The sequence below is a fragment of the Vitiosangium sp. GDMCC 1.1324 genome, assembly GCF_003044305.1.
Lineage (GTDB): Bacteria > Myxococcota > Myxococcia > Myxococcales > Myxococcaceae > Archangium.
This window is the reverse complement of record NZ_PZOX01000033.1, coordinates 117,351-136,279: the sequence shown is the minus strand read 5'-3', so window position 1 is coordinate 136,279 and position 18,929 is coordinate 117,351. Positions and strand designations below refer to the sequence as shown.

At 69.8% G+C, this 18,929-nt stretch carries 16 protein-coding genes; 5 read left to right on the top strand and 11 right to left on the bottom strand.

Going from position 1 to position 18,929, the window contains the following annotated elements; all coding sequences use genetic code 11:
* Positions 1-119: 119 nt before the first annotated feature.
* The gene (locus DAT35_RS53255) at positions 120-1,550 is read right to left on the bottom strand and encodes a hypothetical protein (protein ID WP_199243277.1); all 1,431 of its coding nucleotides are present in this window, start codon (positions 1,548-1,550) and stop codon (positions 120-122) included.
* A gap of 505 nt (positions 1,551-2,055) precedes the next feature.
* On the bottom strand, positions 2,056-2,451 hold the full coding sequence (locus tag DAT35_RS53250) for a hypothetical protein (RefSeq protein ID WP_108077171.1): 396 nt from the start codon (positions 2,449-2,451) through the stop codon (positions 2,056-2,058).
* 143 nt (positions 2,452-2,594) lie between these two features.
* Here DAT35_RS53250 and DAT35_RS53245 point away from each other — a divergent pair, with 143 nt between their 5' ends.
* The gene (locus DAT35_RS53245; RefSeq protein WP_158502281.1) at positions 2,595-3,569 is read left to right on the top strand and encodes a threonine/serine dehydratase; all 975 of its coding nucleotides are present in this window, start codon (positions 2,595-2,597) and stop codon (positions 3,567-3,569) included.
* Here the strand turns inward: DAT35_RS53245 and DAT35_RS53240 are convergent, their stop codons facing one another.
* The 3 genes from DAT35_RS53240 to DAT35_RS53230 all read right to left on the bottom strand — a co-directional run bounded on the left by DAT35_RS53240 (position 3,570) and on the right by DAT35_RS53230 (position 6,782).
* Positions 3,570-4,403, bottom strand: a complete 834-nt coding sequence (locus tag DAT35_RS53240; RefSeq protein WP_108077169.1) for a sterol desaturase family protein — start codon at positions 4,401-4,403, stop codon at positions 3,570-3,572.
* 117 nt (positions 4,404-4,520) lie between these two features.
* Positions 4,521-5,366 carry an energy transducer TonB gene (locus tag DAT35_RS53235; protein ID WP_158502279.1) on the bottom strand — a complete coding sequence of 282 codons (846 nt, stop codon included), beginning with the start codon at positions 5,364-5,366 and terminating at the stop codon, positions 4,521-4,523.
* Between the two features lie 162 nt (positions 5,367-5,528).
* A complete protein-coding gene (locus DAT35_RS53230; protein WP_108077167.1) occupies positions 5,529-6,782 on the bottom strand; it encodes a phosphatidylserine/phosphatidylglycerophosphate/cardiolipin synthase family protein in 1,254 nt (417 codons plus the stop codon).
* Positions 6,783-7,010: 228 nt separating this feature from the next.
* Between DAT35_RS53230 and DAT35_RS53225 the strand changes: the two genes are divergently transcribed.
* A complete protein-coding gene (locus DAT35_RS53225; RefSeq protein ID WP_146210251.1) occupies positions 7,011-7,796 on the top strand; it encodes a hypothetical protein in 786 nt (261 codons plus the stop codon).
* A gap of 67 nt (positions 7,797-7,863) precedes the next feature.
* On the top strand, positions 7,864-8,325 hold the full coding sequence (locus tag DAT35_RS53220; protein ID WP_108077165.1) for an FKBP-type peptidyl-prolyl cis-trans isomerase: 462 nt from the start codon (positions 7,864-7,866) through the stop codon (positions 8,323-8,325).
* 30 nt (positions 8,326-8,355) lie between these two features.
* On the opposite strand, the gene DAT35_RS53215 is transcribed toward DAT35_RS53220, so the two are convergent.
* Positions 8,356-9,441: a hypothetical protein gene (locus DAT35_RS53215; RefSeq protein WP_233262236.1), complete on the bottom strand. Its 1,086-nt coding sequence runs from the start codon at positions 9,439-9,441 to the stop codon at positions 8,356-8,358.
* 477 nt (positions 9,442-9,918) lie between these two features.
* On the opposite strand from DAT35_RS53215, the gene DAT35_RS53210 reads away from it, so the two are divergent.
* Positions 9,919-10,626 (top strand): 2OG-Fe(II) oxygenase, encoded by a 708-nt coding sequence (locus DAT35_RS53210; protein ID WP_108077164.1) that lies wholly within the window; start codon positions 9,919-9,921, stop codon positions 10,624-10,626.
* A 3-nt stretch (positions 10,627-10,629) separates the two neighbouring features.
* Here the strand turns inward: DAT35_RS53210 and DAT35_RS53205 are convergent, their stop codons facing one another.
* The gene (locus tag DAT35_RS53205) at positions 10,630-11,187 is read right to left on the bottom strand and encodes a DUF2378 family protein (RefSeq protein ID WP_108077163.1); all 558 of its coding nucleotides are present in this window, start codon (positions 11,185-11,187) and stop codon (positions 10,630-10,632) included.
* Between the two features lie 46 nt (positions 11,188-11,233).
* Positions 11,234-14,380: a fused MFS/spermidine synthase gene (locus DAT35_RS53200; RefSeq protein ID WP_233262235.1), complete on the bottom strand. Its 3,147-nt coding sequence runs from the start codon at positions 14,378-14,380 to the stop codon at positions 11,234-11,236.
* A 305-nt stretch (positions 14,381-14,685) separates the two neighbouring features.
* On the opposite strand from DAT35_RS53200, the gene DAT35_RS53195 reads away from it, so the two are divergent.
* Entirely contained in the window at positions 14,686-16,401 is a 1,716-nt protein-coding gene (locus tag DAT35_RS53195; RefSeq protein ID WP_108077162.1) for an NAD-dependent malic enzyme, read from the top strand.
* Between the two features lie 10 nt (positions 16,402-16,411).
* On the opposite strand, the gene DAT35_RS53190 is transcribed toward DAT35_RS53195, so the two are convergent.
* The 3 genes from DAT35_RS53190 to DAT35_RS53180 all read right to left on the bottom strand — a co-directional run bounded on the left by DAT35_RS53190 (position 16,412) and on the right by DAT35_RS53180 (position 18,903).
* Entirely contained in the window at positions 16,412-16,747 is a 336-nt protein-coding gene (locus DAT35_RS53190) for a hypothetical protein (protein ID WP_146210250.1), read from the bottom strand.
* Positions 16,744-17,301 carry a hypothetical protein gene (locus DAT35_RS53185; protein ID WP_158502277.1) on the bottom strand — a complete coding sequence of 186 codons (558 nt, stop codon included), beginning with the start codon at positions 17,299-17,301 and terminating at the stop codon, positions 16,744-16,746. Before DAT35_RS53185 ends, DAT35_RS53190 begins: the two co-directional genes overlap by 4 nt.
* A gap of 282 nt (positions 17,302-17,583) precedes the next feature.
* Positions 17,584-18,903: a DUF763 domain-containing protein gene (locus tag DAT35_RS53180; RefSeq protein ID WP_108077159.1), complete on the bottom strand. Its 1,320-nt coding sequence runs from the start codon at positions 18,901-18,903 to the stop codon at positions 17,584-17,586.
* Positions 18,904-18,929: the final 26 nt, after the last annotated feature.

The following is an 18,929-nucleotide window of genomic DNA, read 5'->3' as shown; positions in this document are numbered from 1 at the left end:
GGCCCAGGACGCCGAAGACTGGGTCCTGGGCCTCTCTGCGCAGCAGGCGCTGCGCAAGGCGGGAGTCCTCTCCCTCCACTTCTGGCTCCATTCCTTAATGTAAAGGAACTTTTGCCTACCTACTTAGCCTGGCGCTCCAGCAGGTTCGCGCGGTGTACGAGCCCCCTCTGCAGCATTCGATCTATGGCTCTCTCCACCTTCGGCGTGTAGTGCTGCGGCCCCCAACGCCCCGCCAGCCGCCTCGCTGCCGCCTGGAGTCGGTCACCCAGGGGGTCAGAGGCGGGAATGTCGTTGACGGACGCGCCTCGTGGCAGGTGCCACCGCTCGCCGTTCCTCTCCACCTGCCTGTTACCGCCGCGGTGCCGGTACACCTCATTGGCCTGAGACCCACTCGAGCTTGAGGACGCCGCACTGTTGCGGTTCATCATCGCGCCGGCGACCGCACCCTCGGGCCCTACCGTTATCGCCAGGGCGCCCTCTGCCGAGGCAGCCACCGTCTGCACCTGCTCCAACCGCACGAGCACCCACGCCGGGCCTCCCTGCCCAGCGAGTTGCAACTGCGCGAGCCGGAAGCCTGGCAGCGAGCGCAACACCGGCCCCACCTCCGCCAGCGTCCGCCCCGTCAGCGCCGTCACCGCCATGATCATCGCCCGGGCCGCGTCCGTCCCCAGCACCTTGGCGAAGCCCGCCCCGGCCTCACGCAACTCGTCAAAGGTGGTGGCTACCCGCGCCTTCATGACGAGCTCCGCCCAGCCGTCCATGAGGCCCCACACGGTGTCGATGCCGAGCCAGGCCACCAGCGCCACCGTGAGCACCGCAGCCATCCCCTTCGTCACCGGCTCCGGCAACAGCCACAGGCCCATGTAGATGCCCGCCATCCACACGATAGAGGCCAGGATCGCCTTGGGGTTCAGCTCCCGCCCGAGCGCCGCATACGTCTCGTCCAGGACTGAGCCGAAGGCCAGGGCCAGGGCGAGCGTGCTCCGGTCGTCCGAGCGTAGGTACGGGCCATCAACAAACAGCCCGAGGCAGTCACCGCCCCCTCGGGTAATGCAGAAGCGTTCGTACCTCGCCCGAAGCTCCGCCTCCGCTTGGGGCTCGAGCCGAACGGGCCCCCACTGCTCTTCCGGCAGCAGGGCGTCAATTCGCCCCCGTCCGTCATCAGCCCGTGGATCCCACTCCCCGGTAAAACTCCCAGCCCCTTCCACATCCGAGACTGGTCTCACTTCACGGGCCTGACGCAGCAGCTCCTTGACCTTGAGCACCTGCTCGGCCACCTCCTGAGGGCTGCCCTTGAGCCGGAGCCCGCGGGCCAGCCGCTCCACCCGCTCCCGAAACTCGGCCTTCGTTGTCGGAACCGGCCGTGTCCTCACTCGCCCAGGATCGAGCACCACCACATCGAACACTGGAGCGCCCTCAAGTCCCCGCTCCGTGGCCGGCCCGGCCCGCGCCGTGTCGTCATCTGGCGCCTCACGCCCGTATCGGCTCTGCCCCCCGCCCATCCCCGCCATGGGTGCCTGCGTCGCACACGCCGCGAAGAGGAAGAGCACGATGAGCCCGAACGCCCCTGCTGGCGCCCACCGCGGCGGGCCTCCCGTACTTCCACTCCGAGCATCGAGCTGCGTACCGCCGCCCTCCCCCGCCCAGGACTTCGGTACTCATTCGCCATGGCGCTGGCCTTTCCCCCAGGAGAAACAACCCTGAAGGATAGGATGCAGGACGCCCCACCTTACAGGGGAGGGGCGCACCCGCACCGGCCCGGAGTCTCAGCCACCCCTACTGTGCGCCCCTGGACGCGCGCTGCCCCTTGGCCAGAAACCCCGACGAAAGGGGGTGCACGGCGCGGTGGCAGCTCAAGTCAGCGGCGCACTGGCACTCCAGGCGCCGCGACGCCTTCACTTGATTGCTCGAGCGACAGCTGCGCCGGCTCGAGCCTCGCGCTCTTGCCGACCTGGCCCAGGTGTTGCGGCAGCTACGCGCCGCAACGCCCCTCGCGACACTCGCCGCCTGGTTCCGCCGCTGCCTCTCCTTCCCTCAACGCAACTGATCTCGGCGTTAGTAGAAGCGCAGCGAGGTGGTGAGGTTGTCGAACGCGAGCGGCATGTTGGCGCTGGTCGGCGCCGCGAACGACGCTCCCGTACAATTGGCCCCGTCGAAGAAGATCACCCCACAGTTGGCGAGGCGGAAGGATGTGGTGAGGTTGTCCGAGGCCGCCGGAAGGTTGATGCACTGGCCCACCACTCCCGTCACCGGCCAGGGGTTGAGCGTCGGCGGGGAGAAGTTGGCGCTATCGAGCAGGTACGCGTAGCACGTGGCCATCGCGTGCACCTCTCCCGGCTTCCCGGCCGTCTCCGTCTCCACGGGAGCCGCCTCGGGGCTCGAGTCACTCCCACCGCAGGCGGCCAGTGACAGGGTGCACACAACCATCAGGGGCAGGCGAAGCGTCTTCATGGGCTCGGCTCCAGGTGTCCTGGATGGATCAGTCCTCCAGGTTCACTCCGAGTATCACCCTCCGTTTCCGGTTCTTTCAAGGAAGAAGCGGTTATGTCTGGATATCTGGAAGCGCGTCTCCGAGGCCCTTAAACAGCCCCGTCATGAGCGCACCCACCGCCGAGCTGGAGCTCCTCCCCTCGCACCTCCTCGCCGCGCGCCGCGGCATCGCCCCCTACATCCGCCACACCCCGCTTGAGCCCAACGCGTCGCTCTCGAAGCTCGCGGGCTCCCCGGTGCTCCTCAAGCTGGAGAACCTCCAGGTCACCGGCAGCTTCAAGCCGCGCGGCTCGCTCCACAAGGTGCTCTCCGTGCGCGCCTCGCGCCCCGACGCCGAGTTCATCGCCCCCACCGCCGGCGGACATGGCATCGGGCTCGCCTACGCCGCCGCCACACTCGGCGCGAAGGCCCACATCTACCTGCCGCGCTCGGCCGACCCCGACAAGCTGCGCATGATTCAGGAGTACGGCGCGCACCTCGAGTACTTCGACGACGTCCCTCAGGCCCGCGAGGCCGCCCGCCGCGTCGCCTCCGAGCGGGGCTATACCTTCCTCTCCGCCTACAACGACCGCCACATGATGGAGGGCGGAGGCACCGTGGCGCTCGAAATCCTCGAGGACTGCCCCCATGTGGAGACGGTGCTCGTGGGCGTGGGCGGCGGCGGGCTGCTCGCCGGCATGAGCGTGGCGCTCAAGGCCGCCAACCCTCGAATCCGCCTCATCGGCGTCCAGCCCGAAACCTCCGCCGTGCTCGCGCTCTGGCACCGCGAGGGCCACCCCGTGGACGTCCAGGATGTGCGGCCCTCCATCGCCGAGGGCATCGGCGCGCGGGTGGAGCGGGAGCTGCTCCCCTGGCCCTACCTCCAGCGCCACGTGGATGAGTTCGTGCTCGTCTCCGACGACGAGCTGCGCGAGGCCATGCGCTGGTGCGTGGCGGATACGAAGTACATCCTCGAGCCCTCGGCCGCGGCGGGACTCGCCGCCCTGCGCAAGCTGATGCCGCGCCCGCTCGGCCCCACCGTGGTGGTGCTCACCGGGCGCAACGTGTCCTGGCGCCGCTTCGAGGAGCTCGTGCGGTAGCTACGGCTGCGGAGGCTGGGGCTGCGGCTCCGGCGGGGGCTGCCCCTGCGGCTGCTGCTGCGCCCGGCGGTAGTCCTCGTACCCCTTGGAGTAGGTGCCGCCAAAGAGCCTGTCCAGGTAGGCGAAGAAGCCGGCGTAGTTGCCGAAGAACCGCCGGTGGTGGAAGTCGTGGTACACGGGCCCCTTGTAGAAGGGCACGAGCAGCGCCGGGTTCCACGGCACGTCGTAGCCCGAGTGCCCGTCGGCCGCCTCGAGCTGCCGGAACACAATCCATACCCACAGCGTCACCACGTGCGCCCCCACCAGCGAGGGCCCCGTCATCACCAGCGTCGAGGTCAGCATGAACTCGATCATGTGCATGTAATTGCCGGTGAGCGCGAAGGGCGTCGTAATCCGGTGGTGCACCGAGTGGATGTGCTTGTAGAGCCAGGGCCGGTGCAGCGTCCGGTGCATCCAGTAGTAGAGGAAGTCGTCCAGGACGATGAAGAAGGCGACCTGCCCGACGATGACGTACCAGGGCGGCAGCGGACCCGCGTGGATGCCCGACAGGCGCAGCAGCGGCCACGTCAGCACCACGCTCAGGAAGGACACCAGGTTGTTGAGGGCGAAGCGCTGCAGCGACGGCACCAACCAGCGCTTCACCGGGAACTCCCGGCCTTGAATCCGGTACTTCCGCAGCGACTCGGGATTCATGTAGGCCACCCACGTCCAGGGCAGCGCGAACGCCAGGAACGCGGTGATGCTCAACAACGAGGAGCCGACGGCGATGTAGAAGAACCGCTCCTCCTGGTACATGGCCAGGATGCCGTTGAGCGTAGTGCTGGCGCCGTCCATACCGCCCTCCCGCGGTGACGCACACGGGAAGCACGAGAACCGGACTTGCCGTGAAGCCTCCCTGTCGAAGAACACAGCTTAGCCGGTGAATGGACGGGCCGCGAGTGGCTGGCCGGCTCAACCCGAGGCGGCACGCAGCGAGAAGCTCACCGGGATGACGAACTCGGCCGATTCGCGGGGCAGCTCCGCGGGCAGCGGAGAGAAGGGCGCGGCGGCCTCCACCATGCGCAGGGCCTCGGCGTCCAGCACCCCGAAGCGCGAGGAGCCCTCGAGCCGGGGCGGCCCCGCCAGAGAGCCGTCGCGGTTGATACGTACACGTACCAGGGCGGTGCCCTCCATACCGAGCCTCACGGCCTGCGCCGGGTAGCGTCGTTGTCGGGTGACATGCCGCGAGAGCCGCTCGCGATAGGCCCGCAACTCCGAGCCCACGTCCACGCCCGGTGTGCCTCCTCCCGGGAGACCCGGCCCCGGAGCCATCCCTCCTCCTGGCGCCCCTACCCGCGAGGTCTCCTCCGAACCACTCCCCGGCACGCCCTCCCCGGCTCCCCGTGGAGCCGCCCCGACCGTGGCCTCTGGAAGCCCGCCCGCGACGGGCGCCGGTTCCGGTGTCTGTGATTCATCGGAAGGGAGGGCCGCCTGCCGGACGTCCGGTTCAGGCTCGGCCCGCTCCACGAGCGAGGTGCCAGCCACCTCCCCACCGGCTCGGGGTGGGGCCTTCTCGTGGCTCCGGCTCGCCGGGGCCGGGCGCCGTATCCGCTCGGGCGGACGGGCGGGCGCTGGGACCTCTGGCGCCTTCTGCCCGGTGCCCTCGGTCCCGGATGGTCCCGACGCATCGCGCCAGACGAGCTCCACCTCGAGCGGCCCGCCTGCCTTCCTCACGTGCTCCGGCTCCGACGCACCGCGCCAGAGCACCGCGGCCCCGAGGACGTGCAGCACCACCGAGGCACCGAGAGCCAGGGGCACGAGCGACGGGGAGCGCCCGGGTCCGGCCCCTCGTGAGGCGTCCCGCGGTGTGGCTCTGTCCAGGGCTCCCGGCGTCATCTCCCCGCAGCCTGTATGCCATGGCGCGCCGGCCATCAACGGGCCCCATGGGACAGACGGGCGAGCGGGGTGTCGAGCGGGGTGTCAAAGGTATCTGCCGAAGAGCACCATCACCCGCTCGGACAGCCGCTTGAAGAGACCCCGCCGGCGCCACGAGTCCCAGCGGATCTCCACCGAGTGGCGGAGGTCCTCCTCGAAGTCCCGGGCGAGCCCCGCCGCCAGGTCCGCGTCGTCCACCACCATCGAGCCCTCCTCGGCGCTGAGGGCCAGTGGATCCAGGTTCGTCGAGCCCACCACCGACAGCCGGTCATCCACCAGCAGCGTCTTGGAGTGCATCATCGACACCTCGTACTCCCAGATGCGCACCCCGTTCTCCAGCAGCCGCTCGTAGGTGGCGCGCTGGCCCTCGTGCACCGGAGGGATGTCATGGTGCCGCCCGGGCGTGAGCACCCGCACGTCCACGCCCGCCTTCGCCTTGGCGATGAGCATGTCCTGCATGGGGCCGGTGGGGATGAAGTACGAGTTCGCTATCCACAGCCGCTTCTTCGCCGAGGCGATGGCGAGCAGAGCCATACGCTCGGCGTTGGTGAGCACGGGCGCGGCGGTGTGGGTGACGAAGCCGGCGCGGGCCTCGCCCATGGCGGGGATGGGCTCGGGGAAGACGTCGGCCGGCAGCATCCCGCCCCCCGCCTCCTGCCAGTTCTGCGCGAAGGCCAGCTGCATGCCTCGCACCGCGGGGCCCTGCACCCAGATGTTGGCGTCGCGCCACTCGTTCGGTTTCTTGCCATTACCCTCCCAGCTCTTCCAGATGCCCCAGCCACCGGTGAGCCCGGACACCCCATCGCGCACGGCGACCTTGCGGTGCAGCCGCGCCTGGAAGCGCTGCATGTTCAGCGAGGAGATGGTGCCCTGCAGGGGGCGGAAGACGCGCACCTCGCAGCCGGCATCCACGAGCTTGGGCCCCACCTCGTCCTGGAAGCGGATGCTGCCCAGCGGGTCCACCAGGATGCGGCAGACCACTCCAGGGTGGCGCTCGCGCAGGGCCTTGATGAGCCGGTTGGACGGGTCTCCCGGGCGCCAGATGTAGACGAGGATGTGGATGCTGGAACGGGCGGCACGAATCTCCTGTTCGAGGACATCGAAGACGTGGCCGTTGTGGACGAGCTGCACCTGGTTGCCCGGCTCCAGCTCCACGCCCAGCGCCTGGTACCAGGCGAGCGACAGGCCCTCGGGCGTGTCGGGCACGTCGTCGCGGATGCGCAGGGCGAGCCGATGATTCGGCAGGGGACAGCCCGCCAGCACGAAGGCGAGCACCAGCAGCGGCCAACGGTTCTTCACCCGCGGAAGCTAGTCACGCCCTCCGTGGCTGCCTCCGGGAGCGCGCACTCCGTTCACGGGCCGACACGGATGGAGCCCCTCTGTCCGCTGGGACGCGCCTGGCGAGGTGCACGGGTGGACGAAGTGGGAGGGCGGTTCCATCCCTGCGCGGTACGGGTCCGCCGCCGGGTCCCCTCGGTCCGGGCGTCGGGCTGGGGCACCGGCACTCGGAGCCTCGTCTGGAACACCATGCGCCTGCCTGCTTCTCCGCCTTCGTGTCTGGCCCCTATCGCGCTGCTCGCGGCCGTGCTCGCCTCATCGCCGACGTACGCAAGGCCGCTGTCGGAAGTGCTCGAGCATGAAGGGCCACTGGCGGCGCGGGCCCGCGGAGTCCCCGTGGCGCTCTCCCTGCTCCCCGCCGAGGACGCCGAGTCCCCTCCCCTCCCCGAGCAGCCTCGAACGGAGCCGCCCAAGGTGGAGCCGCCCCGGCGGCCCGAGAGCACGTCACCGCATGTGGCGGCGGACGCGCCCATCACTGCCGCGGCCTGGATGGCGTATGGGACGGTCGCCCTGGTGCCGCTCGCAGGCGTGTACGGCGCGAGCCTCCTGGGTGGAGAGCGGCTGTGGGTGACGGCGGCGGAGACGGTGGCCGGGAGCGTCGTGGGCTCGCTGCCCGGCGGGCTGCTGTTCCTGCAACCGGCCGATGCGGGCGGCCGGTGGTCGGAGCTGGATGTGGCGGGGTTCGGCGTGGGGCTGGTGCTGACGCCCCCCGTCGCGGCGCTGGGCACCTGGGGACTCGGGGAGCTGGCCTTCCACGGCAGCAAGGAGCGGGGAGACGCCTTCCTGGGCGCCCTGGGGGGAGCGGCCGTGGGCATGCTGCTCGGCGTGGCCGTGCATGGGTTGCTGGAGGAGGTCGTCGGCAACCGCGACGCGCTCATGTGGTTCCGAAAGACGATCGCCCTGGGATTCATCGGCTCGGGCGCCACCGTGGGCTACCAGTGGGCAGGCGGCGGCCCGCGCGACCACTCCCATTGAGCCTCTGGGCCGCGCTCCTCCCCTTGATAGGCTCGCGCGCCCTTCACCTCCCAAGAGGCTCCCACCCATGAACCGTCTTTCCCTGCTGCTCTCCGCCTGCCTGCTGCTCCTCGTGTCCGCGTGTGGCTCGGACTCGGGAGACCCCACGAAGGTGACGTTCGCGCCCTCGCTGGGCGTGGACCTCAACGCCATGAACCGCAGCGCCTCCGGCCTCTATACGCAGGACCTGGTGGTGGGCACCGGCACCGAGGTCACCACCGGCCGCAGGCTCCAGATGCACTACACCGGTTGGCTCCCCGACGGGTCGATGTTCGACACCAGCCGCGACGGCAACGAAGGCTTCGTCTTCACCCTGGGTCAGGACCGGCTCATCGCCGGCTGGGAGGAGGGCGTCGTCGGCATGAAGGTCGGAGGCAAGCGCCGGCTCGTCATCCCCTCCGAGCTCGGGTACGGCGAGTCGGGTAGCCCGCCCGTCATTCCTCCCAACTCGGTGCTCGTCTTCGACGTGGAGCTGCTCAGCGTGCGCTGACGGCGCGGCGTGCGTCCCCAGGAGCCGCGGTTACCTGGAAGCGGGCCTGCAGCCCCACTGCGTCATGTCTTCCGAGACGGAGACGCAGCTCCAGCCCTCGCCACAGGACCGCGGCTCCACCGGGTCGCACTTGCGATAGCAGGTGCTGACCGTGGCACTGCCCGCTCCGCAGACGTGGTCCGCGGGGCAGCTGTCCGCCACGAGCGGGTTGCACAGGCGGGCACACCAGAACACGCCATGGCCCCGGAACAGGCGCATGTTGCAGCGCTCGCCTTCACCGCAGGGTGATTCGGGGCAGTCCCCTCGGACACTCGCCAGACATTGATAACCCTCGCTGGCGAGACGCTTGCAGCTTTGCCCCTCGGGACACCCGAGCGCGCGGCAGTCCGGGTAGCAGCCCGGTCCGTCCAGGCTGTCCTGGCACGAGGAGCCAGCGGGACAGCTCGACGGGTCCTCCAGCCTGCACGGGACGCCGCAGACCCCCTGAACGCATACCAACCCCTCACGGCAGGTCCCTGCCGGCGAGATGGGCAATGTGTCGCAATGCTCGCCCTCGCGGCGCTGCCCTTCGGGCACGCAGCGGCGGATGGTGGCGGAGCCCGTCGTCCCCAGATTGACCCGGCGGCAGACGGAGCCAGGGAAACAATGCGTGTCCTCTTCGCACTCGGAAGCCATGCATTCGAAGCGGCGTGTCTGCCGATTGGCCACGCACCCCTTGCCCGCCGGACAATCACCATCCGTGCGGCAGCCGCCGCACTGGAGGGAACCTCCGTCATAGGTACAGCGCAGTCCCGAGCTGGGAAGTCCATCCGGAGCGAGCTCCTCGGAGGGAGCCGACGGCATCGAGGCCAGCGGCAGAGCTTGCCCGCTGGCCTCCGCTTTGACGGGCGGGCCCTCCCGCCGCCTGCTGGCGGTCTCGCGCCGGGAGCCCACCGGGACACTGGACGTAACGGAGGAGAACTCCGGCGCCACACTGGAGCTCAAGACCTCGGCACGCGGCGGCGATGGCGCGCCACCGGCTGGCCGCGCCTCATCCGCGCCTTGGGCCGAAGCCAGGATGGCACCCGGCTCCGCCGTGTTGACGAGCGCCCGTCCCATCAGGCTCGTCACGGCCACCGATACCACCAGAACCGTGAGCGCCGTTCCGGGGCCTCCTTGTCTCGCGTGCCGCAAGCAGGTCTCGAGGCGAGGCGTGGGTGGCTAACAAGAGCCCGCGAAGCAACACATGATGTAGCCACCGTCCGAGGCACAGCCACAGGGCTCGCAATCCCAGCACTCCGACGGCATCGCGGCCGCAGCTCCGCCCATGAGCGCGCCCAGGACTCCCGTGGCAATCAACCACCGAAGAAGCGTCTGCTGACCATTCTTCATGCGACCCCCCGACGAAGCCATTGTAACGCCTGGACCCTGGTCCCAACGCTCTGGAACCCATGGCCTCCAAGAGTGAGTCGGAAACACAACTGGAGCAGGGCGCCCCCGGGGACCGAGGCTTCGCGCCGCGGTCCCTGTTGTCTTCGCGCGCTCTCCGGGAGCCCAGGCAGCCAAGGAGAAGCAGCGCCCTTCCCGGGTGCGTCCTATAATGCCCCCGCCCCCATGACTGACTTCATCGAGGTTCACGACAACGTCCTGGCCCCCGCCTTCTGCCAGGAAATCATCCAGCTCTTCGAGAAGAGCCCCCACAAGCACCGGGGTCAGACCGGAGGCGGTGTCGACACCACCAAGAAGGACAGCTACGACCTGTGCCTCAATGACTTCCCGGAGTACCAGGCCCTGCTGCGCCGGCTCCTGGACGCCGCGTTTCCCCCGCTGCGCAGCTACATGCGCAAGTACCTCTACACCCTCATCGGCGCCGTCTCCCTGGCCACCAAGAACCCCAAGACGGGCCAGGTGACGACGCTGACGCAGGAGAACTTCGCCGAGCTGGGGGACCCGAACATCGACCGGCTCATCGGCACGCTCTACCGCTACGGCACCCTCCAGGTGCAGAAGTACCTCAAGGGCACGGGCGGCTATCCGCACTGGCACTCGGAGGTGTACCCGAAGGATGCCAACTGCGATGCCCTGCACCGCGTCCTCGCCTTCCAGTTCTACCTCAACGACGTGAGCGAGGGCGGCGAGACGGAGTTCTTCTACCAGGAGAAGAAGGTCCAATCGAAGGCCGGCCGGATGCTCATCTTCCCCTCGGGCTTCACCCACACCCACCGGGGCAACGTGCCGCAGTCGGGGGACAAGTACATCATCACCGCGTGGGTGCTCTTCCACCGCGCCGAGACGATGTACGGCGGCAACCCGCCCCCGTAGGGCTCAGGCCTTCTGCTTCCAGGTGGCGCGCAGGGTGACGCCCTTCGGGTCCACCTGGAGGATGTCCACCTGGGGCTCCTCGGCACCGCCCACCCGCATGCCCGCGAGCACCAGGCCCGCGGTGAAGTGGCGCAGCGCGTCCTCCGTCTCGTTGAACCAGAGGTCCATCGCCGTGGGGGAGACGTCGGCGGTGCGCACCTCGGTGTAGTTGTTGCCGGTGCGGAAGTTCTTCTGGGCGCGCAGCAGCATCCGCCGCGGCCCGAGCAGCCGCAGCATGGAGAACATGGCGCCGCCAATCATCGAGTCCTGGTAGCCATCAATCATCCGCTCGCCCAGCTTGCGCCAGGCCACCTCGCGGCGGTCGCGCGGGAAGGCGACCGGGGCGCTGAACTCCACGCACCGCGCCCACGTCTGCACCGGGTAGGCCGGCAGCAGAGGCTTGTCCAGCTCCACGCCCACCGTGCGCAGCTTCGCCTTCAGCTCGGCGGGCACCCCCTGCGGGAAGGTGCGCGCGAACAGGCCCTGGAGCGTGTGATTGAAGATGAGTGGCGTTTCCGACATGCCGCGTCACCCTAGCGCGATGACCTCGGGAGTGGGAGGACTCTCGCTAGGGCTCCCCCGCATTGGAGACTGGAAGGGCGCCCGGCGGCCTGTCGAACAGCGACGGCGGCTCCCCCGCCATGAACGTCGCGAGGTCCGCCAGCGCCTGCTCCTCCAGCGGGTGGTGGGTCTCCACATAACAGCGGGCGCGCACCGCGAGGTCCTCCAGCTTCCATCTGACGTGGGGCTCGTTGGGCGCGAGCGCCTCGACGCACAGCCCCGGGAAGTCGAGCTGGCGGGCCAGTATCAGCCGGGCCGCCACACGCGCCTGCTCCGCGGCCTGGCTGGAGAAGGGTTCGACGATCGCTGCGTAGAGACGCCGGCCCAGGGCCGCGTCCTTGCGAGCGATCTGCGGGCACTCCATCAGCATCTCCGGGAGCAGGGACTGCAAGGCCCAGGGTGAGCCGCGCAGCAGGGCGAAGGCCCGCTCGAGCGCCTCCGTTGCCTCGGCGTACCGCGCCTGACGGGAACGCAGCCGCGCCAGCATCAGCTCGGCATCCGCGGGCCGGAGGGCACGCAGCCGCTCGATGAGCGGCAGGGCGGCGTCGTCTCCCACCTGTGCCAGCAGCTGCCCCACCATCACCGTATCCGTCAGACCCTTGGGCTCCCATCCGCCCTCGCGCCACGCGCGCACGGCCGCCGCACGCTCCCCCCGGTGGTACGCCGCACTGAAGGCCCGGAGCTTGCGCAGCGCCTCGCCGTCCTGGCCCGCCCGCCCCACGGAGGCCGCCGGGGCCATGAGCGTCCTCAGCTCCGCCACCCGCTTCCAGTCCACCGTTCCGCGCTCCACCTCCGGGTGCTCCGCCTCCAGGTCCGCAGCGGCCCGCCGCAACACATCGGAGGAGAAGCCCGTGTTCTTGCGCCCCACGCTGCGGGCGAAGGCGAACTCCACGTAGGAGAGGTCATCCGTGTTGATGAGCGCCTCCTGGCCCTCGGCCAGGGCGCGGGTCAGCCCGGGGCCGCCGATGAAGTGCGTCAGGACGCCCTCCAGCTCGTCCGTGCCCCAGGTGGCCGCCAGGGCCCGGCGGTAGGGCTCCTGCGCCACCCGGGCCCGCATCCGCTCCATGTCGTGGCGCGGCGGCTCCACGGTGGCCACGAGGAGGGCGTCCGAGCCATCCGCGTCCAGCTGCCACGTCTCCACCGAGCCGAACTCGGAGGCCAGCGTGGCGTAGACGCTGCGCACCGTGCGCGCATCCACCTCGTACATCTGCAGCCACTGCAGGAAGACGCCCCCGGGCGCCAGCCGCTGCTTCACCGCCCGGTAGAATTCGCGGGAGAAGAGGCTGGAGATGCCGGCCCGGTAGGGGTTGGAGGGCTCGGAGAAGATGATGTCGTAGGACTCCTTGGAGGCGAGCAGCACCTCGCGGGCGTCGGCGATGTGGAGCTTCACCTTGGGGTTGTCCAGCACCCGCTCGTTGACGCCCGAGCTCTGGCGCGCCACCTCGCGGATGGCGGGCTCTATCTCCACCACGTCCACCCGCTCCATCTCCGGCACCGCGCCCAGCCACCCGGCCGTGCTGCCCGTGCCCAGGCCGATGACCAGCGAGTGGCGCGGCCGCGGGTGCATGAGCGCGCCGACGAGCCCCCCCATCACCTGCGTGTCCGCGTCGATGATGCTGTTGCCATCCGACTTGCCGTTGACGAAGAACGACTGGCCATACGAGCCAACGAGGCCCACGGAGCTCTCCACGCCGTCCGCCTCCCACTGCAGCCAGCGCCGGTGCTCGGTGCTCCATTCACGCACGGCGTTGGAGTCGGACCAGGACAGGGTGCTGCGCCCGGCGCCGATGCCGCTGTGACGCCAGGCCGCCGAGGGCCCCTCCGCGCCGAGCAGCAGGGCGGCCACCACGGCCACCCCCACCGGCGGCACCAGCCCCGCCAGCGACGGGCGAGACTGGCGCGAGGACACGAGCAGCGCGGCCAGCCCCAACCCCACCAGCACCGCGCCCACCAGCCGCCAGACGCCGGGCGCGGTGAGCAACGGCAGCAGGCCGAAGCCTCCCGCCAGCGAGCCCACGATGGAGCCCACCGTGTTCCACGCGTAGGCCAGGCCCACCTGACGCCCCACCTCCTGTCCCCCACGCCCCAGCAACGCCAGCAACAGGGGGAACTGCACGCCGGAGACGAAGGCGGCGGGCAGCACCACCAGCGCGCAGATGAACGCCCAGCTCAGCACGAGGCCCCCGAAGCCGAAGACGGACAGCGGCTGCACCACCATCGCCAGCAGCGCCACCCGGTCCCCCAGCGCCAGCGGCACGGCGAGCAGCAACGCCTCCAGCAGGCACGTCAGCGCGAAACCCCGCAGGGTGGCCGGACGCTGCTGGCCCCACGCCGCGTAGGCCGCCCCGCCCAGGCCGATGCCCACCAGCGCCACCACCAGGATGAGCCCGAAGGTGAAGGTGGAGCCGCCCAGCAGCGGCCCCAACATCCGGTACCACACCATCTCCATGAGAAAGAAGGCGAAGCCCACCAGCGCCGCGGCGGCGAGGACGAAGCGGCGCGGCGGCAGGGCGGCGGAAGCGGCCTCCGGGGTGGACACCGGAGCGGAGGACTCCTCGTGCTCGGGCAGCCCCCGCGCCACCGTGCGGGCCACCAGGGCCACCAGGACGTTGACGAGGCTCGCCAGCCACAGCGTGGTGCGCGTGCCGAACACCTCGAAGAGGAAGAAGGTGGAGGCGGCCGCACCCGCCACCGCGCCCAGGGTGTTGACGCCGTAGAGGACCGCGAGCGCCCGGCGCCGCACGTCCTCCCCCGTCTCCGCCGCGCGGGCCGCCGCCGGCAGGGTGCCTCCCATGAGGAGCGTGGGCACCGCCAGCACCAGCGCGGAGAGCACCAGCCGCACCACGGAGCCTCCCGCCAACCCCAGCGCCACCGTGCCGCCCAACGCCACGTAGACGGTGCGCGCCAGCCAGACCAGCAGCGGCGTCACGGCCGCGCTCAGTGAAACGAGCAGCTCCAGGTGGGCGTAGAAGGCCAGCGGGCGCTTGTCCCGGTCCACGCGCGCCCCCAACAGCGCGCCTCCCAGCCCGAGCCCGCCCATGAAGATGGCCAGCACCGCCGCCGAGGCCGCCGTCGAGGCCCCGAAGATGAGCCTCAGCTCACGCTGCCACGCGGTCTGGTACACCAGGGCGCAGAACCCCGATCCGAACAGCAACGGAGCAATTCTCCAGACACGAGCGTTCATCCACACCTCGGAGGGGGTCTCGGCAAAGCGGGCGGATTGAACCAGTGCTCCTCTCGGGTGCCAATTTCCCGGTTGGGACCGGCCCCACGGCGGGCGAGCGGGCACGAATCCGCCACGGCTTTCTTGACGCGACGCGCTGGCACGCCTCGTCGTGGGAGAGATGCATGGGAGACCCGGACCCCTCCTTATGCCCGCCCGGCGGGGGGCCTTGTTGAGGAGAGCGGCCAGCCGTTAAGGGAGCGCCCCTTCCCCACAGAGACGAAGTTCCCCCCCCCATGAAACAGTACGAGAAGAAGTCCGACGCGAACGGCCGTCCCTACCTGGAGACGAACCTGACGGGGCTGGTGCTCACCCGGCTCCCCCTGCTCAACAAGGGCACCTCCTTCACCCTGGAGGAGCGGCGCGAGTTCGGGTTGCTGGGCCTGCTGCCCACGCACGTGTCCACGCTGGACGAGCAGATTGAGCGCTCCTACGCCAACTTCCGCTCCTTCCGCTCCGACCTGGAGAAGCACGTCTTCCTGCGCGCCCTGCAGGACCGCAGCGAGGTGCTCTTCTACGCCCTGCTCCACCGGCACATCGAGGAGATGATGCCCATCATCTACACCCCCACGGTGGCGCAGGCGGTGGAGCAGTTCAGCCGCATCTACCGCTACCCGCGAGGGCTGGTGGTGAGCCCGGAGAACATCGGCGACATCGACGCGATGCTGGCGAACACGCCCTTCCCGGACGTGCAATTGATTGTCGCCACGGACAACGAGGGGATTCTGGGAATTGGAGACCAGGGCTTCGGCGGCCTGGCCATCTGCATTGGCAAGCTGTCGCTGTACACGGCCGCGGCGGGAATCGACCCGGCGGTGACGCTGCCGGTGGAGCTGGACGTGGGCACCAACCGCAAGGAGCTGCTCGATGATCCGCTCTACCTGGGCGTGAAGCGCCCGCGCATGGAGGGCAAGGAGTACGACGACTTCATCCACACCTTCGTGATGGCGCTCAAGCGGCGCTTCCCCAACGTGCTGGTGCAGTGGGAGGACTTCAGCAAGCAGAAGGCCTTCGACGTGCTGGACCGGTACCGGGACGTGCTGCCCTCGCTCAATGACGACGTGCAGGGCACGGGCGCGGTGGTGCTGGCGGGCCTGCTGTCGGCCACGCGGCGCAGCCAGACGACGCTCGGGCAGCAGGTGTACGTGGTGCACGGCGCGGGCGCGGGTGGCGTGGGTGTGGCGCGGCAGATTGTCCGCGGCATGGAGCGCGAGGGCCTGAGCACGAAGGAGGCACGCGAGCGCATCTACCTCATCGACTCCAAGGGCCTCATCCTGAAGGACCGCAAGGGGCTGGAGCCGTACAAGCTGGAGTTCGCGCACGAGCCGTCGCGCGTGGCGGGCTGGAAGGTGAAGGGCGCGATTCCGAGCCTGCTGGAGACGGCGAAGGAAGCGAAGGTGACGGTGCTGCTGGGCCTGAGCGGCCAGCGCGGGGCGTTCGGCGAGGACGTAGTGAAGGCGGTGGCGGCGAACACGCCGTACCCGGTGGTGTTCGCGCTGAGCAACCCCACGGCGAACAGCGAGGCGGTGCCGGCGGACATCTACCAGTGGACGCAGGGCAAGGCGCTGGTGGCCACGGGCAGCCCCTTCGAGGACGTGGAGTGGGACGGGGCGCCGCACCCGGTAGGCCAGGGCAACAACGCCTTCATCTTCCCGGGCCTGGGACTGGGCGTGCTGCTGACGCGGGCGAAGCGGGTGACGGATGGGATGCTGACGGCGGCGTCGCTGGCGCTGGCGGACTACACGGACGGGGCACGGCTGGCACAGGGCGCGCTCTACCCGCGCATGGACCGGCTGCGCGCGGCGAGCCGACAGGTGGCCATCGCCGTGATGCGCCAGGCGGTGAAGGAAGACGTGGCCACGCGCAAGCTGCCCGAGGACTTGGAAGGCCTGCTCGAGGCGGAGATGTGGAAGCCCGAGTTCCTCCCCATCCGGCGCACGCCGGGACCGTGAGGAAGTGGGACTAGCGCCGGGAGGTCTTCGCGGACTTCCGGCGCGAGCCTCCGGTGGACTTGCGCTGAGCCGTCTTCGCGGAGGTCCGCCGGAAAGCATGGCTGGGCTTCTTCCGCGAGCCTTTCTCCCCCCGCCAGGCAGGCGGGGTGGGAGGCGTATCGGTCTCCCCGGCATAGTACGGCGTCAGCTTGCCCTCTGGCGTATGGATACCGGCCCGCACCGAGGTCAGGAAGATCTCATGCGGCGTCATGCGCTTGAGCTTCGCCATGAGCCGCTCGTGGATCTCCTCGTCGGCGTGAGGCTGCAGGCTGTCCAGTCCTCGCAATGAAAAACGTGGCTTGCTCATGTTTCCTCCGGAATGGGACGAAAGACCCCGAGAATGCAGTTCGGGTTGCGTACGGCCAGCTGGATATGGGTCTGCTCGAAGATGCCTGAGCCCGGGTAGACCGGTTTTCCCTCCGAAAAGCCGCAGCGCACGGTGTCGTAGCGTCGGCCTTCCTCGTGCTCGGCGAAGTCCAGGAACCAGTTGAGCGCCGCGCAATCCAGACGCCGGAGCTTGTGCTCGGGGGTCCGGCCTTCGTTCCGGGGAATGGGCACTCCTTGGGCTTCGAGGCCTCGAGCCCAGGACTCATAGGCCATCACCAATTCCTGGGTGAAACGCGTATCCAGCAAGTCAAAGCAGTTGCCGAGGTGAATCAACGCTCCGACGTGGACCGGGGTTCGGACCTTGCCGCGCTTCACCTGCTCTCTGGCGAAGTGCAGCGCCCGATCGGCCCCAAACTCCCAGAAGTAGATGCCCCCGCCCAGCCAGTCGTAGTCGTTCCTGCTGGGCGTGAACGAATCCCCCTGCAGGAGCCGCTCGGCAATGCTCACGTCACAGCCATGGTAGGCGACCACCATCCGGTCATAACGCATACAAGACACCCTACCTGAAAAGTAATCCCCCTTCAAGGCGGTGCCAACCTGTCATGTCACGTCGTCCGGCATTCCCTCGCCTGCCCCCGCGCCTCCTTACTTCGTGGAGCCGGGGCCGCTGCCGCGAGGCACTCGCACGTTGAAGGTGGTGCCCGCGGCTCCGGTCTCCACCTCCACCCGTCCGCCGTGCCCAGCGAGCTCGCCATCAGCGGGTTGCGCAACCCATGACCGCCCCTCCGCTCCCCAACACGGCGAGCACCCGGAGGCTCACCCCGAGTGCCGGGAGGAGCCGCCAGGCGGGTCCTCTCCCAGACCCGGCAGCTCCAACTGGTCCGAAGTCCGCGGCGGGCGCCGCCAACCGGGACGACCCGAGGGCCTGCGGGGCGGAGCATCGGTGGGCAGCAGCTCGGTGACGTCCTTCCACCCGGCCTGGACGAGTTCCTCGAAGGAGGGGCCCGTGGCCGTGGACTCGAGCCGGCGCGCCTGCCGGTCCAGCTCGCGAAGGGCCTGGAGCTTCTCGTCCCTGCCGAGCCTCGCCGCGTCCACCGCCGCGCGCAGCACGCGCAATGTCTCGTCATAGACATCCAACCGCACCGGGAAGGGCTGCCGATCCTTGCCGCCCTGGGCGAACGCGAAGCGCGCCGGATCCGTGAAGCGTGAGGGCGAGCCATGAAGTACCTCGGCGACACTGGCCAGCGCGGCCACCGTGCGCGCGCCCACGCCCGGGGTGAGGAGCAGCTCGGCGAAGTCCCGAGGGCCCTGCTCGGCCGCCGCGGCCAGCGTGCCGTGGAGCTGGCGCAGGAGGACATCGTCGCGCGTCACCTCGTCGTGCAGGGGGAGCTGCAGATGGGGCAGAAGCGGGGTGACGGGCGTGGGCGCGGGTTGGGGACGCAGCTTGCGCAGCGCGCCCAGCACCACGTCCGGCCCCTGGGACACGAGCTCCACCTGGGCGGCCCGAGCCCTCGCGGCGCGCACGTCCGTGAGGTTGAGGATGACGCCCTGGTTGGGCCCTTCGATGGCGGCGTGGGGCGACTCCACGAAACTGCCGAGGCCCTCGGACAGCCAGTGGTAGCGCCGGGCCTGACGGGCCTCGGCGTTCATCCCCTGCTGCACCACGGCCCACGCGTTGTCATCCGAGAGGATGAGGCTGTGGGCATACAGCTCGAAGCCGTCCTGCACCGCGGCGCTGTCCACCTTGGCGGCGAGGCGGCTCACGCGGATGAGCGCATCGGCGTCGATGCCCACCCGGTCGCCGATGAAGCGCAGCTCGTCGGGGGTGCGCCGCGCCTGCACGCCCTTGCCGCCCACCACATACAGCCCGAGCTGGCGCCCGCCCGGGGTGAGCCCGCGCTTGAGCGCGCCGAGCACGGTGGTGGTGACGCCCGAGGAGTGCCAGTCCATGCCCATGACGGCGCCGAGCGACTGGAACCAGAAGGGGTGAGCAAGCCGGCGCAGCACCTCGTGGCGGCCGTAGTGGAGGACGAGCGCCTCCACGAGCACGCGGCTCATGCGCGCCATGCGCTCGGCGAGCCAGTCCGGCACGCGGCCGGAATGGAGGGGAAGGTCTGCACTGCCCGTACGGTCCATGGTGACTCCGGAGGTAACTTCCTGGA

What these genes read in the sequence shown, in the direction of transcription:
- DAT35_RS53185 (WP_158502277.1), bottom strand. Translation starts at nt 17,301, where the DNA reads ATGGTGGTCGCCTACCATGGCTGTGACGTGAGCATTGCCGAGCGGCTC.
- DAT35_RS53180 (WP_108077159.1), bottom strand. Translation starts at nt 18,903, where the DNA reads ATGGACCGTACGGGCAGTGCAGACCTTCCCCTCCATTCCGGCCGCGTG.
- DAT35_RS53240 (WP_108077169.1), bottom strand. Translation starts at nt 4,403, where the DNA reads ATGGACGGCGCCAGCACTACGCTCAACGGCATCCTGGCCATGTACCAG.
- DAT35_RS53190 (WP_146210250.1), bottom strand. Translation starts at nt 16,747, where the DNA reads ATGAGCAAGCCACGTTTTTCATTGCGAGGACTGGACAGCCTGCAGCCT.
- DAT35_RS53225 (WP_146210251.1), top strand. Translation starts at nt 7,011, where the DNA reads ATGCGCCTGCCTGCTTCTCCGCCTTCGTGTCTGGCCCCTATCGCGCTG.
- DAT35_RS53195 (WP_108077162.1), top strand. Translation starts at nt 14,686, where the DNA reads ATGAAACAGTACGAGAAGAAGTCCGACGCGAACGGCCGTCCCTACCTG.
- DAT35_RS53205 (WP_108077163.1), bottom strand. Translation starts at nt 11,187, where the DNA reads ATGTCGGAAACGCCACTCATCTTCAATCACACGCTCCAGGGCCTGTTC.
- DAT35_RS53210 (WP_108077164.1), top strand. Translation starts at nt 9,919, where the DNA reads ATGACTGACTTCATCGAGGTTCACGACAACGTCCTGGCCCCCGCCTTC.
- DAT35_RS53220 (WP_108077165.1), top strand. Translation starts at nt 7,864, where the DNA reads ATGAACCGTCTTTCCCTGCTGCTCTCCGCCTGCCTGCTGCTCCTCGTG.
- DAT35_RS53245 (WP_158502281.1), top strand. Translation starts at nt 2,595, where the DNA reads ATGAGCGCACCCACCGCCGAGCTGGAGCTCCTCCCCTCGCACCTCCTC.
- DAT35_RS53250 (WP_108077171.1), bottom strand. Translation starts at nt 2,451, where the DNA reads ATGAAGACGCTTCGCCTGCCCCTGATGGTTGTGTGCACCCTGTCACTG.